The sequence below is a fragment of the Cellvibrio zantedeschiae genome (assembly GCF_014652535.1).
In the GTDB taxonomy this organism is placed as follows: domain Bacteria; phylum Pseudomonadota; class Gammaproteobacteria; order Pseudomonadales; family Cellvibrionaceae; genus Cellvibrio; species Cellvibrio zantedeschiae.
In genome coordinates this window covers 381,291-397,790 of sequence record NZ_BMYZ01000002.1, presented here as the reverse complement: position 1 = coordinate 397,790, position 16,500 = coordinate 381,291, and the positions used below count along the sequence as shown (strand labels likewise).

Genomic DNA, 16,500 nt, shown 5'->3' with positions numbered 1-16,500 from the left:
GTTCACCGATAGAGGAATTACATTATTTTATACAATGGATCAGCCAAAATTTTTATCTGCAACAAAGGCGTTATTCAAACGCTCTTCACCAAAAGTCGACATTGGGCCATGGCCCGGAATAAATTTTACATCGTCGCCGAGCGGCCAAAGTTTTGTGCGAATTGCATTAACCAGCTCATCGTAATTTCCGCGTGGAAAATCTGTACGCCCAATCGAGCCTTTAAATAAAACATCACCCACCAATGCAAGTTTGGTCTCTGCGTGGAAGAAAATAATGTGCCCCGGTGTGTGCCCAGGGCAATGGCGAATTTGTAAGCGAATATTGCCGAAACCGACTTGATCACCTTCTTCAAAAAACACATTGGGTTGAAAGTTTTGCGGCGTGGTGAAACCCATCATCTGCGCTTGTTGCGGCAATATATTAATCCAGAACATATCATCTTTATGAGGCCCTTCAATAGGCAACAAAGTTGACCCAGATGTAGCTTGCATAGCTGCAACTAAAGCTGCTGTACCGCCAACATGATCGAGATGGCCGTGGGTTAATAGAATCTTCACCAAGCTTAAATTATGTTCAACCAGGACACTCAAAATTCGCTCGATATTGCCACCAGGATCGACCACCGCCGCTTCACGGGTTTCATCGCACCATAGCAGCGTGCAGTTTTGTTGATAGTGAGTCACGGGAATAATTTGATAGCGCAGCACAGCAATCACCAGAGATTTTAGCTAGTTGAGTTTATATGAGAGCGTTAAAGCAGACTTTTTGATACCATGCGGCATTCTAACACTGCATAAAACATAGTTTGAAACAGGCCGTGCCGCTATGAACGATAAGTTATTTATTAAGTTGCAACACTGGGTGCCACAACATGCACTCTCACGTTTTGTTGGCAAAATTGCCAACAGTCAAAACAGTTTTGTTAAAAACACCTTTATTGAATGGTTCATCAAGCGCTACCAAGTGGATATGTCGCTCGCAGCAGAAGAAAATCCCCGTGCTTACGCCTGTTTTAATGATTTTTTTACGCGTGAGCTTAAACCCGGAATTCGCCCTATATGCAAAGAACCCATTGCCATCGTATGCCCTGCAGACGGCGCAATTAGCCAGCTGGGAAAAATTGTTGATGGCCGTGTATTCCAAGCCAAAGACCAGGATTACTCAGTTGAGGAATTACTCGGTGGAGATGTAGCTCTCGCGCAAGAGTTTGCGGATGGTGATTTTGCGACTGTTTATTTATCACCCAAAGATTATCACCGCGTGCACATGCCCTACGGCGGCAAATTGCGCACCATGGTTTCTATTCCGGGCGATTTATTTTCAGTAAATACGGTGACTGCGGGACATGTATCGCGCTTGTTTTCGCGCAATGAACGCGTAGCTGCAATTTTCGATACCGATATCGGGCCCATGGCCGTGGTACTTGTTGGCGCCATGATTGTGGCAGGTATAGAAACTGTTTGGGATGGTGAGCTTGCCCCTATGGGTAGCCGCGAAATTGAATTCTCGAATTACCCTTACCAAAATATCGTTTTGGAAAAAGGTGCGGAAATGGGCCGCTTTAAATTAGGTTCAACCGCAATTATTTTGTTTGCAAGAGATAAGATCAAATGGGAAGCACAATTTATCGCAGGCGCGGCGACCCGCGTTGGAGTTAAGCTTGCCGAGAAAAAATAAGCGCTAAAACATCTAATAAAAAAGGCTTCCACTGGAAGCCTTTTTTATTTCACCAATCTTTCTTTATTGCAAAGAATCGGTTTTAGCGGTTAACTTTTTGCGCATTCTAATGTTGATCATTTCAACACCCAGGGAGAATGCCATCGCAAAATAAATATAACCTTTAGGTACGTGAACCTCAAAGCCTTCCATTACCAAAGTTACACCTACAACTACCAGGAACGAGAGTGCCAGAATTTTTACAGTGGGATGATTTTCAACAAACTCACCAATAGATTTAGCGGCAAACATCATTACACCCACAGCAATAACAATGGCAATCGCCATCAGCGTAATCTGGCTAACCAAACCTACTGCCGTAATTACCGAATCCAGCGAAAAAACTATATCCAGGATGGCAATTTGCAAAATCACAACAAAGAATTTAGAGCTACCTGTTTTTAATTCAGCAGCTTCATCTTCGCCTTCAACACTTTGGTGAATTTCCACCGTGGCCTTATAGAGCAGGAATAAACCACCGCCTATTAGGATTAAATCACGCCCGGAAATATCGTACCCAAAAGGACTCATAAACGGATGGGTCAAACTCATCACCCAGGTCAATGAAAATAGCAACGCCAAACGGGTAAGCATCGCGAAGCCTAACCCCAATGTACGACCCAACTTGCGTTGGTGCTCAGGTAAACGCCCCACCAAAATTGATAGGAAAATAATGTTATCTATACCTAAAACAATTTCCAGCGCGGTTAAGGTTGCCAAGGCGACCCAGGCTTCCGGGCTTGCGATCCACTCAAACATCGTAAAAATCTCTTCACTATGAATTCAACGAGCAAGCTCCAATCAGATAATTCTGATTGAGCGAAGCTCACAAACACCACTTATTTACCGCACGGCGGACTGAGGATGGTGACAATTGTAACCTGTCCTCAGCGAAGATGGGCAATGACTTTGGGGACATCACCGGTAATTATCGAAGGATTTAACCGAAAACCTCAATGCTTCTCAGCACCCAGTTGGCTGTTGCTTACAAAAGCAACATAGCGACCATCAGGCGACCAGGATGGCACGTTAATAGTGCCCTGGCCACCGTACAGATAAGCAACAACTTTCGCCTCACCACCCCCAATAGGTAGCATGCGCAAATAAACTTGTTTGTAGTAGGGATGCAATATCGGATCTACATCCGGCAGATAAGAGAGAAATAAAATATGTTTTCCATCAGGCGAAATATGTGGAAACCAATCGTTGAAATTATCGTGAGTAATTTGCTTGGGATTTTTACCGTCCGCATCCATACGCCATAAACGCATGGCGCCACTGCGGGTGGAATTGAAATAAATGTATTTTCCATCGGGCGTGTATTCCGAGCCGTCATCCATGCTGTCATTGTTGGTTAATTGCAGCTCTTCGCCACTACCATCGGCATTTGCACGATAAATTTCAAACTGTCCATTGCGACGCGACGTGTACAAAATATAACGCCCATCTGGCGACCATCCGTGTAAATAGGATGGCGTTTTGAAGGTTAATCGCTGGGGCTCACCGCCGTTAATAGGCAGCTTATATATCGACCAATTATCAATAATATCTTTATCCATATGAGTAATCCCCAAGGTTTTTCCCTTGAATGACACTATATGGTCGTTGTTGTTTTTGACTTCAAAACCGGTATTGAATAATGAGATTTTTTTGGTAGGCAAGTACAACTTATAAACACGGCCCGACGAGTTATAGATAATAGTGTCGCCATCGGACGTCCAGTTAGGTGCTTCAATACCAGCGGCCGTTTCGTAAATAACCTTACGCTCACCGGTAACCACATCTAAAATTTCTAAACGACTGCCAAGATAATGATAGTAAGGAATAAAATTTTTCCACGCGGGAATTACCCAGCGCAGGTTTTTTAATTCGAGCGGATTCTTATCATTCGCCGCAAAATCGCGATAAACGCCTACTTGAAGATTTTGCAATTTCGGCAGCGTATAGCGCGCGACAACTTTCAACGGCTTACCACAATTAGCGGCAGAAAAAATTAACTCACTGCCAACCTGTTCGACCTGAAAAATATCAGGATTTTTTACAAAGCCTTCACGATTCAGCTGTATTTTTTTTGAACCATGCAACTCCACCGACAAATTGGAATAGCTATCAAATTTGGTTTTGAATAAGAGTTCGCTATCAAGCGCCTCAATTTGCAGACCGAAATTATAAAACTGGTCAGTATTTTTTTGGCTTCTCAACTGAACGGTTAAAATAAAATCGCCGTATAGTTTTCGATAGGCGAAGCCGGTACCCGGATGAGGTGCTGCTGATTGTATGCCTTTCCAAAGATGCAAAGTCTGGTTTGGGTCAATTGTTAAATCGCCCGGGTCACCTTTTACGCCATCGAAGATAGTGGTATTGCTTTGTTGTGTTTCAAACGAGCCTGCGGAAGCCTGCATGGAAAATGCACAGCATAAAAACAACCCGTATTGAAATACCAACCGCAGAAAACCAAGCATGAATTAACCCTAAAGACCGCCTAACGCGTGCTGCACTAACTCCAGTCTGCTACTCATAGATACTGGAAAACGAGCTTATTTTAATAACTTTACATTGCGCCCCGAGCGTGTCACTCAAGGCCCCATACTGCCCCAATTTTTGCTACCGCAACATAAAAAAGCCGCCATCAGCAGAACTGATAGCGGCTTCGATGGAGTAGCAATTCCAACTAGCCTTTTAGTCGACTCAACAAACCAAGCAGGCCCGTTTTTTCAGTTTTCATTAAATATTGATCGCGAATACCGGAAATATCCACATCATAACTGCCCGGTTCCAAATCCCGAGCGATCTCAATTTTTTCGATTTCATAGCGCGTTTTCTTGCCAGAATCCAGCAAGGCTTGCTTACGCTTATCATCTTCCGCAAGATCCAATAGCACCGACTCTGCCATCTCTTGCTTAAGGGCATCCAGCACCACCATAACTTTGGGCTTTAAACGTCGCTCGAAATTTTGCTCTACGACTACCGCAACTTCGCCAGTGCTCAACTCAACTAAAGTACCCGTTGGATATAAGCCAATGGCGCGAATAAATTCCACCACCAACTCTTCTTGAAACTGAATATTGCGCAATTCATAGAGACGCGCAACCGCCTTTGATGGCGCTATGGGGTGACGCGAACCACGGGGGTTAGTTACATGATCATAAAAGGTCACTATGCCCGCAATTTTGCCCAGCAACGGAATTTTGTCCCCGACCAAATGTGCGGGATAGCCGCTACCATTCAAACGCTCACAGTGCGTTTTAACAACGCTAATCACACGCGGCTCAACGCCTTGGGTTTTACGCAAAATTTCACAGCCAAGCTCAACGAAAGTTTCGTAAATTTTTTCTTCATCGGGATTGCGCTCAACTTTAACTAGCAGGGCTTGATCGAGCATCACCTTGCCTACATCTTTTAGCAGAACACCCAAGGCTAAAACGTCAAGGTCGCGTTTGGGTAAACCAATATGGCGACCAAACAAAATTGCCCACACGGATGAACGCACCGCATGGCTATAGGTATATTCGTCTTTTTCCTGAACGCGTGATAACCAGGTGAACGCATCGGGATTGCGCAATACGCTATCCACCATTTCGCTCGCCACTTTTTTGGTCTCACCAAGGGAAATATTTTCGAGCTGCTTGTTCTCCAATAGCTCAATCACTTCAACCACTGCACCGTAAACTTTTTGGTGCAATTGTTTGGCTTTCTTAACTTCTTTTTGGAGAGGCTGGATTTCACGATAAAGATTGCGCTGGATTTTGAGCGGAGCAATTGGCTCGGTTAGCACAGCATTATCGCGCTCGCGCCCTACTGTTTTGGATTTACCAAGTTTGCTATCCAGTTTTTTTAAGTTTGCCGCTATAGGACCACGACCGCGCTCAACATCAATATACACATAATTGCATAGGCTTTTGAGCTGGTTAACTTCTTGTAAATCGCGCAGGTAAAAACCCTGCAAGGGGAAGGGGGTTTGCGACCATGGACGATCTAAACCGGACACATACATGCCCAGACTAAGCTCGTTCACATCGACCTTTACCTGCTTAATCCCCACAGTCACGCCTCGTGTTAAATTTTAAAATCAATTCCGTCTTACAAATGCTGGCTATATTCAAACACTCTTGAAGATGAGTGTAATGAAGAATAGCCGAACAAACCAGAGCGCCAGGTGTAAAAAGCTCCAAAGGGATATTATCTACCCCTGAACGGCTAGCTATTCGTGGTAACGGCTCGACAGTTCGTGCACGGCATTGATAAAGGCACCCGCATGCGCAGGATCTACCTCTGGAGTAATTCCGTGTCCAAGATTAAATACGTGGCCAGAGCCTTTCCCATAAGCCTGCAAAATATCGCCCACTTCCGTGCGAATTCGCTCGGGCGATGCGTAGAGAATAGTCGGGTCCATATTGCCTTGCAATGCAACTTTGTCGCCAACCCGGCTACGCGCAGCGGATATATCCGTCGTCCAATCCAACCCCAAAGCCGTTGCACCTGTGGCCGCCATGGCTTCCAGCCATTGTCCGCCACCTTTGGTAAACAGAATCACAGGTACCTGACGACCTTCATGCTCGCGAATCAAACCTTTAACGATTTTTTGCATGTAATTCAGTGAGAACTCCTGATACGCACTGTGTGACAAAGCCCCACCCCAGGTATCAAAAATCTGCACTGCTTGAGCTCCGGCCTGTATTTGCGCGTTCAGATAGACAGTCACCGAATCTGCTAACACATCGAGCAACCTGTGCATCAACTCCGGCTGGTTATAGAGCATTTCTTTCGCGCGACGAAAATCGCGGCTGGAGCCACCTTCGATCATATAAGTCGCCAAAGTCCACGGGCTGCCAGAGAATCCAATCAGGGGCACACGGCCATTCAACTCGCGGCGAATCGTTTTTACCGCATTCACAACATAGGGCAAATCCTGCTCGGGTTTGATGACAGTCAGAGCATTGATATCCGCTTCAGTGCGAACAGGTTTACGGAATTTAGGGCCTTCGCCAGCTTCAAAATACAGCCCCAAGCCCATGGCATCAGGAATAGTGAGAATATCGGAGAAAAGAATAGCTGCATCAAGACCTGGATAACGGTCCAGGGGCTGCAAAGTTACCTCACACGCGGCTTCAGGATTGGTACACAAGCCCATAAAGTCTCCAGCACGTTCACGGCTGGCGCGGTACTCAGGTAAATAACGGCCTGCCTGGCGCATCATCCATACAGGCGTAACGTCTACTGGTTGCTTTAACAACGCGCGCAAAAAACGGTCATTCTTTAATTCAGTCATTCTCTTTTCCACTTTTTCAAGGCGCGAGCAAATGGCTCTGCCGAATAGCATTAGCCCCGCGAGTGCGGGGCTAATGAGTTTATCGCATAGGATCTAACAGGGGAGAGCAGGATTAAACTTGCAGATAATCCAGGATACCTTCTGCAGCTTCACGACCTTCCCAAATTGCAGTTACAACCAGGTCAGAACCACGCACCATATCACCGCCTGCAAACACTTTAGGGTTAGTGGTTTGGAACTTGAACTGTTGCTGTTCTGGAGCGTGTACACCGCCCCACTCGTTCACTTTCACACCATTGGTTTCAAACCATGGCTGTGGATTTGGACGGAAACCGAAGGCAATCAGCACTACGTCAGCCGGCAGAATCTCTTCAGAACCTTCAACCACTACCGGACTGCGACGACCTTTTGCATCTGGCTCACCAAGTTGTGTAGTAACAACTTTCACGCCTTCTACTTTACCGTTACCGACAACCGCAACTGGCTGACGGTTAAATAGGAATTCAACGCCCTCTTCGCGCGCATTCAACACTTCACGTTTTGAACCAGGCATATTTTCTTCATCGCGACGATAAGCACAAGTCACTGAATCAGCGCCTTGGCGAATCGAGGTACGGTTACAGTCCATCGCGGTATCGCCACCACCGAGAACTACAACTTTTTTACCTTTTACGCTGATAAATTCAGACGCATCTTTTTCGAAACCGAGGTTGCGGTTTACGTTGGCGATCAGGAATGGCAAGGCATCGTAAACGCCGGGTAAATCTTCACCTGGGAAGCCGCCTTTCATATAGGTGTATGTGCCCATACCCATGAAAACTGCATCGTAATCGCGCAGCAAATCTTCCATGGAAATGTCTTTACCGACTTCAGTGTTCAAACGGAATTCGATACCCATTTCAGTGAAGATTTCACGGCGACGTGACAACACTGATTTCTCGAGTTTGAATTCTGGAATACCAAAGGTCAGCAAGCCACCGATTTCTGGATACTTGTCGAATACAACGGGCTTAACACCGTTACGAATTAAAACGTCTGCACAGCCAATACCCGCTGGGCCAGCGCCGATAATGGCGACCTTTTTATTGGTCCACACTACTTTAGACATGTCTGGTTTCCAGCCCATGGCGAAAGCGGTATCGGTGATATATTTTTCAGCGTTGCCGATAGTTACCGCACCGAAACCGTCGTTCAGCGTGCAAGCGCCTTCACACAAACGGTCTTGCGGGCACACACGGCCACAAACTTCTGGCAGCGAGTTGGTTTGATGGCTCAACTCGGCTGCTTCAAAAATATTGCCTTCCGAAATCAGCTTCAACCAGTTGGGAATGAAGTTGTGCACCGGGCACTTCCACTCGCAATAAGGGTTGCCGCACTCAAGGCAGCGATGCGATTGGCTTTCAACTTCTTCTTTAGCGAAAGGCTGATAGATTTCCACAAACTTGTGTCTGCGGGTTTCTAAGTCTTTCTTGGATGGGTCTTGGCGACCTACATCGAGAAATTGGAAATCATTGTTTAAACGTGCAGTCATGATATTTCTCCTCTCGCCTTATTCGCCGCGCTTGCGGAAACTGACGAGCAGTCCACCCAAAGCTGCTGCTTTAGGTTTAACCAGCCAGAACTTGCCAATGTAATCATCGAAATTGTCGAGCAGGTTTTGGCCCCACTCACTTTCCGTCTCTTCAACGAACTCTTCGATGGTAGTGCGCAAATGGTTGCGATGCGCCTCAAGGGCTTCAGTATTGATACGATGGATATCAACCAACTCGTGATTGTAACGATCCACGAAATCATTGGCTTCATCCAATACATAAGCGAAACCGCCAGTCATACCTGCACCGAAGTTAACACCGGTTTGACCAAGTACTGTGACAACGCCGCCAGTCATATATTCGCAGCAGTGATCGCCTGCGCCTTCAACAACAACGTGAGCACCTGAGTTACGAACACCACAACGCTCACCTGCTGTACCCGCCGCAAACAATTTTCCGCCTGTAGCACCATACAAACAGGTATTACCCATGATGCTGGATTCGTGCGATTTAAAGGTAGAATTACGCGGTGGACGCAATACCAGCTTACCGCCAGCCATACCCTTACCTACGTAATCGTTGGCATCACCTTCCAAATACATTTCCAAACCGCCAGCATTCCACACACCGAAAGATTGGCCTGCAATACCGGTCAACTTCAGCTTGATCGGAGCATCGTCCATACCGAGGTTGCCATAACGCTTGGCAATTTCACCACTGATACGCGCACCGATTGAACGGTCACAGTTGGTGATACGGAATTCAAACTCGCCGCCTTTCTTAGCTTCAATTGCTGGCAACAAGACACGCACCATAGCTTCGGCAGTTTCGCCTTTGTCAAACGGCTCGTTTTTAGCAACAGCACACAATTGTGGCTTGGTCGCCAGATAATCATCGGTATAGATGATTGGTGATAGATCAAGCTGTTGCTGCTTGGTGGTTTCACCTTCGAGGATTTTCAGCAAATCCACACGGCCAACCAACTCGCCCAGCGAACGCACACCCAAACGCGCCATCCACTCACGAGTCTCTTCAGCCACGAACTTGAAGAAGTTCATCGCCATTTCAACGGTACCGATGTAATGGTCTTTACGCAGTTTGTCTTGTTGGGTAGCAACGCCCGTCGCGCAGTTGTTCAGGTGGCAAATACGCAGGTATTTACAGCCAAGCGCAACCATTGGGCCAGTACCAAAGCCGAAGCTTTCCGCACCGAGCATGGCTGCTTTAACAACATCCAAACCAGTCTTCAAACCACCGTCGGTTTGTACGCGAACTTTGTCACGCAGATCATTCGCACGGAGAGTTTGATGGGTTTCGGACAAGCCCAATTCCCACGGCGAACCCGCGTATTTGATAGAGGTTAATGGACTTGCAGCAGTACCGCCGTCGTAGCCGGATATAGTAATCAAATCCGCATAAGCCTTAGCCACGCCCGCAGCGATAGTTCCTACGCCTGGACGCGATACCAGCTTCACTGACACCAAAGCCGCAGGGTTAACTTGTTTCAAATCATAAATCAGCTGCGCCAAGTCTTCGATTGAGTAAATATCATGGTGGGGCGGTGGCGAAATCAAAGTTACGCCAGGCACTGAGTGACGCAAACGCGCAATCAGAGCATTTACTTTACCGCCAGGTAACTGACCGCCTTCACCCGGTTTAGCACCTTGGGCTACTTTAATTTGCAGTACTTCAGCGTTCACCAAATAAGCTGGAGTCACACCGAAACGGCCAGACGCAACCTGCTTGATTTTTGAAGTCTTGATGGTGCCGTAACGCGCTGGGTCTTCACCGCCCTCACCTGAGTTAGAGCGACCACCCAAGCGGTTCATAGCTTCAGCCAAAGACTCATGCGCTTCTGGCGACAAAGCACCGAGCGACATACCCGCTGAGTCGAAACGTTTAATGATGCTTTCGATTGGCTCAACTTCTGATAAAGGAACTGGCTTGCAGGCATCTTCGCGAATCGCCAACAAGTCACGCAGCATGGAAACCGGGCGCTTGTTTACCAAATCCGCATAGTTACGCCACATTCCATAGTTGCCGCTTTGAACAGCTTTCTGCAATGTTTGGACAACATCCGGGTTGAACGCGTGGTATTCAGAGTTGTGAACATACTTCAACAAGCCGCCTTGAACGATTGGCTTACGCTCAATCCACGCGGTTTGCGCAACGATTTTTTGGTCAGCTTCCAACTCTTCAAAACGCGCACCGCCCACACGGGATGGAGTGCTGTCGAAGCACATAGAAACCACTTCTTCCGACAGACCAATTGCTTCAAACAATTGCGCACTGCGGTAAGAAGTAATAGTAGAAATACCCATTTTCGACAGGATTTTCAGCAAGCCCTTGTCGATACCTTTACGGTAATTTTTGTAGGATGAATCTACATCTACTAAAAGCTCACCCTTCTCAATCAAATCGTTGAGAACGTAATAGCTGAGGAATGGATAAACTGCGGTCGCGCCGTAAGCGATCAGAGCTGCAATTTGATGTGGATCGCGTGCAGTACCGGTCTCAACAATAATGTTGGAGTCGCAACGCAAACCTACGTTAGTCAAATGCTGGTTAACCGCACCTACTGCCAACAATGCATGGATTGGCAACAAACCTTGTTTAAAGTCGTTATCGCTCAATACCATTAACACTTTGCCTGATTTAACGGCAGCGGCAACGTCTTCGCAAAGTTTGGTCAAAGCAGCTTTGAGGTTCGTAGCAGTTGGATCGTAGTGCAACGAGAATTTGGCAACTTCGTAACCTTTACGATTCAAGTTCATCAAACCGCGGAACTTAGCTGGTGACAGCACAGGCGAACTCAGAATTACACGGTCAGCGTGCTCTGGGGTTTCATCGTAAACAGGCAATTCGCGGCCGAGGCAAGTCTCAAGCGACATGACAATCGCTTCACGCAATGGATCGATTGGCGGGTTGGTTACCTGCGCAAATTGCTGACGGAAATAGTCATAAAGCGAGCGTTGCTGGCGAGACAGAACTGCCATTGGAGTGTCGTCACCCATGGAGCCAACAGCTTCCTGACCACCTTCAGCAAGAGGACGAAGCAATTGATCGCGCTCTTCGAAGGAGACTTGATACATCTTCATGGCAGCTTTCAAGGCGATACCTTGCAAGCCATTTTCTTTCGCATCCGCAGCCAAAGTTGATTCGATACGCAACGCGCGCTCTTTCAACCATTGCTTGTAGGGCTGGGTTTCTTTGAGTTGATTGTCTACGTCTTGCGTGCGATGCAACTCGCCAGTCAAGGTATCGATAGACATGATCTGGCCTGGGCCAAGACGACCTTTGGCAACCACATCAGCAGGATCGTAGTTGTACACACCAACTTCTGAGGCCACAGTAATAATGTCGTCGTTAGTGATTACCCAGCGCGATGGGCGCAAGCCGTTACGGTCAAGCGTACATACTGCGTAGCGACCATCAGTAATTACCAAGCCAGCGGGGCCATCCCACGGCTCGATATGCATAGAGTTGTATTCGTAGAACGCGCGCAAATCCGGGTCCATGTTTTCAACGTTCTGCCAAGCCGGCGGAACGAGCATACGGATCGCACGATGCAATTCCATACCACCTAAAGTCAGGATTTCCAGCATGTTATCGAGGCTGGATGAGTCTGAACCTGTACGGTTTACTAGAGGCTTAACAGTCTGCAACTCTGGCAATAAAGGCGTTACAAATTTCGGCGTACGCGCTACTGACCAGTTGCGGTTACCAACAACGGTATTGATTTCACCGTTGTGCGCCAACATGCGGAAAGGTTGCGCCAAAGGCCATACCGGCATGGTGTTGGTAGAGAAACGTTGGTGGAATACGCAGATTGCCGTTTCCAAACGCTCATCTGCCAAATCAGCAAAGAAACGCGGCAAATCGACAGGCATCATCAAGCCTTTATAAGACAGGGTGCCAGTGCTCAAGCTCGCGACATAGAAGGATTTATCGCCCGTTAAACGCAATTCGGTTTTACGGCGAGCCATAAACAACTTGGCTTCTACTTGCTGGGTAGACAAGTCTTTACTGTTCACAAATAAATGGTTGAACACAGGTAAAGAACGCATGGCGATAGGGCCAAGGCAACTTGGATCCACCGGGATATCGCGCCAGCCAGCAACGATTAAACCTTGAGCGGTTAATTCTTCCGCAAAAATAGCACGCGCAGCCTCAGCCTTATCGGCTTCGCGGCTCAACATAATGGAGCCTACGCCGTAAACTTCAGACAAATCTGCATTACAGGCTTCTTTAGCGACGGCACGCAAAAAGCTGTCCGGCTTTTGGATCAATAAGCCACAACCATCGCCTGTCTTACCATCGGAGTTAATACCACCGCGGTGAGTCATGCAGGTCAATGCTTCAATAGCAGTTGTGAGCAGACGATGGCTGGTTTTGCCCTTTAAATGGGCAATCAAACCAAAACCGCAGTTATCTTTGAACTCGTCTATCTGGTAGAGGCCAGTGGTCATAGGCTGAATCTCAATAAATCAATCAATATCAAGGAACATGACAATATTTTGCGCGCTAGACTTTGCTTTTAATACAAAAGACGCGCCATTTCACATCCCAGACAAAAAAGCCCCTGAGGTCTAGGGGCTATGGACAAATGGGCGCAGGATATTACCCGCTTGACCTCAAAATGGCAAGCAAGCTGACCTGTTTTACACTGACAAATCAGTGTACAAAAACCTGACAATTGGGCATGGATAAACAGAGTAAAATGGTCTAAAAAATCTAGAATTGATGCTAACAAGTTCAGCTAAGCCTATAAAAATGCTAAAGAATGCACATTTAGCAACTCTATCTGATTTAAGGTGCTACTTTTCCGATGACAAGACTTTAACATTGACGAGATATAGGCTAACTTAAGACATTACTAAATAGGCTTTATCTCAATAAAACACTAAAAGCCGTGATTATCAGGTTTCAATTCAACACGCCGCTTCTAACTCTCAGGAAATTAGGAAGACACCATGCAAACAAAAACAACGTTTAAATTCCTTAGCGCCTCGCTCACGGCCTTAATATTGGCAGGATGCGGCGGCGGGAGCGGCTCAGCACTTGATAACACACTGAATGGTGGCGGCACCACTAACTCAACTACAAACTGGCGCATAGGTAATGGGATAGGCACCTCCTTTGTGTCTGGCAGCATGGGTGTTGTCAACACGGAGGGTAATGCACTCTACGTAGGAGGTACGGCTAACTTAACAGTTACCATCGTCAATGAAAGCGGAGCATTAATTAGCGATGCAATTCCTATAGAGTTTTCCTCCCCTTGTTTAAGCAGCGGTAAATCCAAGCTTGTTGGAGGAACAAAAGTAAGCGCCGCCACAGGCAGCGTCACCGTACAATATCAACCCAGCAGTTGCATTGGTGACGATTTAGTGACCGCAACAGCTGTATATAAAGACAAAACCCAAAGCACCTCAGCCACGGTAAAAGTCAGCAATTTACGCTTAGGCTTGGGCTCCGGGGTAGATTTTGTTCCTACAAAACTTGATTTGGGTGCTAATTCTTCTGCAATGTTTACAGACCAAATAACCACTCTTTCTGTAAATATTGTTAATGACAGCGGTAATCTTATTCAAGCTTCTGTACCTGTTACATTTACTTCCAGCTGTATCAATGCTGGTACCTCAACCATTACCGGCGGCAATGTAATTAATAGTACTGCCGGCGTTGCCAAAGCTGAATATAAAGCCGGTTCATGCTTTGGTGATGATGTCGTCAAAGCATCCATCACTTACGCTGGCAGCGTGATTAGCTCTTCAGCGACCATACCCCAAGTTAACAATAAGCGTATTGGATCTGGAGCTGGGACATCTTTTACCCCGGGACAATTGACTACGTCTACCTCAAACACCCTGTTTGAAGGAGACACAACTCAAATTAGCGCCAATATTGTTAACAACCAAAGCAACCTTATAAGCCAAGCAACCCAAGTGGTTTTTGATTCGCCATGCTTAAGCGCTGGCCTATCTTCAATCGCCGGTGGAAATATAGTTACCAGTATTAACGGAACAGCCAGAATTCAGTACAAAGTTGGTAAATGCGATATCGATGACAAAGTAACAGCCACGATTTCAAATGGTGACGGAACAATAGATGCGTCCGTGTCCTTACCGATTGATACTCGTCGCCTTGGCTCTGGATTCGGCTCAAACTTTGTTATTGGCGCACTTGAATTAGGCATAGGTATTGGCTCTTTATCGCCAGGCGGTAGCACAAGTATTACTGCGTATATAGTCAACTCAAAAGGTGATCTGGTTACTGATCCAATGAATGTAACCTTCAGTTCACCCTGTATTTCGGCTGGCAATGCAGTGATTACTGGCGGCAATACAGTAACCTCAGTAAATGGTAAAGCCGTAGCCACTTATACGTCACAGGGTTGTGCAGGTGTGGGTGGGGTGGATGCCATCAAAGCATCAACCACCTTTAGAAGCGTGGTATTAAATGCCTCAGCAGATTTAACCGTTAAGTCTGATACAGCTCAAACAATTTCATTTATTGATTCAGACACACCTCTTATCAGCATCAAGGGCACCGGCGGTGATGAGACTGCTATTTTACGTTTCAGAGTATTGGGTCAAGGCGGCTCCCCGCTGAAAGGTGTCTGTGTCAACTTTGCCCCAAGCACTACTATTGGCGGCTTGGCTCTGGTACCGAGCAAGTGCAACCCTGCAGGTCCGGAAACTTATGGTTCTTCTACAGACGCAAATGGTTACGCATCCACTACAGTTCAAGCTGGTACAGTAGCGACTGCCGTACGGGTAACGGCAACAACAGCAAATGGCTTAAGTACTCAATCAAGCTCTTTGGCTGTATCTACTGGCATTCCTGATCAAAATAGTATGAGCTTGTCATTGAGCGATATTGCTCCAAATGCTTGGAAATACGATGGCATCTCAAGCACCGCTACTATTCGTCTTGCTGACGCATTCAACAACCCAGTACCGGACGACACTGTAGTTGCTTTTACCACTAACGGTGGTTCTATTGAGCCGAACTGCCCAACCACGAACGGAGCGTGTAGCGTTACTTGGCGCAGCCAATCCCCGCGCCCAACATCACCCAATGCTGTTTCATTTGCTACGACTGCACCATTTGCGAAAATTTGCCCCGCCATTAAGGATTTGGACAATCATGATGTAACTGAGTGTCGTAGCGGACGTGTCACGATCCTTGCCACAGCGATTGGTAATGAATCATTTATAGATGGTAATGGTAATGGTATTTATGATGATGTGGCTGTGGACACCTTCTCCAAGCACAAGTCCAGCGATGCAGCCGATGCCAATAAGGACGCCTGCAACCCTTCCGTTCCCCTATCATCTGCTGCCATAGGCGCTACCAAAGGGTGTGACGACTTACCTGAAGCATATTTGGACGGGAACTCTAATAATTACCGTACCAGAGATGAAGAGTTTATTGATTTCAACCAAAATGGAACGCACGACGCAGGCAATAGCAAATATGACGGTGCGCTATGCTCGGGCACTGCAAAAACAAGCGGGGCATGTACCACAAATAAAGTTACCGTAAGGGACAGCATAACTTTGGTCATGGCATGTGAGACTCCATTCCTACAATCCGGTGTATTGCCAGGACAAAGCAATATCGACCGCACAACCGATAGCTTCAACGCTATTGGAGCAGTAGTGACAAGACAAATGTTACTGGCAGATTGTAATGGCAATGGTATGCCCGCAGGAACTACCGTAACTGTAGATACTAGCGGTGCTGTAGGACTTACCGCTACCGTAAGCCCTAGCGGTGGCCTAGCCAAATCTTTCGAGCCTAGCATTATTACTTTGACTGCGAAAGCAACCACGAATACACCGTCAGGCAATATAGTCCTTGAAATTAAAAGTGGAAGCATCACATCATTAGTAACAATCAACGTTTCAGATTAAGAAATAAAAATTAACAAAAAAATAACCCTCGACGCGGCCCACGTCGGGGGTTATTTTTTTCAA

Annotated in this window: 9 protein-coding genes; 2 read left to right on the top strand and 7 right to left on the bottom strand. The window is 46.8% G+C overall.

The window, feature by feature from the left end; translation table 11 throughout:
- Positions 1-39: 39 nt before the first annotated feature.
- On the bottom strand, positions 40-708 hold the full coding sequence (locus IE104_RS12435; RefSeq protein WP_308429294.1) for an MBL fold metallo-hydrolase: 669 nt from the start codon (positions 706-708) through the stop codon (positions 40-42).
- Positions 709-826: 118 nt separating this feature from the next.
- On the opposite strand from IE104_RS12435, the gene asd reads away from it, so the two are divergent.
- Positions 827-1,678 (top strand): archaetidylserine decarboxylase, encoded by an 852-nt coding sequence (gene asd, locus IE104_RS12430; protein ID WP_189419017.1) that lies wholly within the window; start codon positions 827-829, stop codon positions 1,676-1,678.
- A gap of 63 nt (positions 1,679-1,741) precedes the next feature.
- Here asd and IE104_RS12425 read toward each other — a convergent pair whose 3' ends face one another.
- From IE104_RS12425 to gltB, 6 genes are all read right to left on the bottom strand, one after another.
- Positions 1,742-2,476: a TerC family protein gene (locus IE104_RS12425; protein ID WP_189419016.1), complete on the bottom strand. Its 735-nt coding sequence runs from the start codon at positions 2,474-2,476 to the stop codon at positions 1,742-1,744.
- Between the two features lie 194 nt (positions 2,477-2,670).
- The gene (locus IE104_RS12420; protein WP_189419640.1) at positions 2,671-4,179 is read right to left on the bottom strand and encodes a TolB family protein; all 1,509 of its coding nucleotides are present in this window, start codon (positions 4,177-4,179) and stop codon (positions 2,671-2,673) included.
- 209 nt (positions 4,180-4,388) lie between these two features.
- Positions 4,389-5,759: an HD-GYP domain-containing protein gene (locus IE104_RS12415; RefSeq protein WP_189419014.1), complete on the bottom strand. Its 1,371-nt coding sequence runs from the start codon at positions 5,757-5,759 to the stop codon at positions 4,389-4,391.
- A 159-nt stretch (positions 5,760-5,918) separates the two neighbouring features.
- Positions 5,919-6,986, bottom strand: a complete 1,068-nt coding sequence (gene hemE, locus IE104_RS12410) for a uroporphyrinogen decarboxylase (protein ID WP_189419012.1) — start codon at positions 6,984-6,986, stop codon at positions 5,919-5,921.
- Between the two features lie 112 nt (positions 6,987-7,098).
- Positions 7,099-8,517 carry a glutamate synthase small subunit GltD family protein gene (locus tag IE104_RS12405; RefSeq protein WP_189419010.1) on the bottom strand — a complete coding sequence of 473 codons (1,419 nt, stop codon included), beginning with the start codon at positions 8,515-8,517 and terminating at the stop codon, positions 7,099-7,101.
- 18 nt (positions 8,518-8,535) lie between these two features.
- Positions 8,536-12,987, bottom strand: coding sequence for a glutamate synthase large subunit (gene gltB / locus IE104_RS12400; RefSeq protein ID WP_189419008.1), 4,452 nt, complete (start codon positions 12,985-12,987; stop codon positions 8,536-8,538).
- 504 nt (positions 12,988-13,491) lie between these two features.
- Between gltB and IE104_RS12395 the strand changes: the two genes are divergently transcribed.
- Positions 13,492-16,437: a hypothetical protein gene (locus IE104_RS12395; protein ID WP_189419006.1), complete on the top strand. Its 2,946-nt coding sequence runs from the start codon at positions 13,492-13,494 to the stop codon at positions 16,435-16,437.
- Positions 16,438-16,500 lie beyond the last annotated feature (63 nt).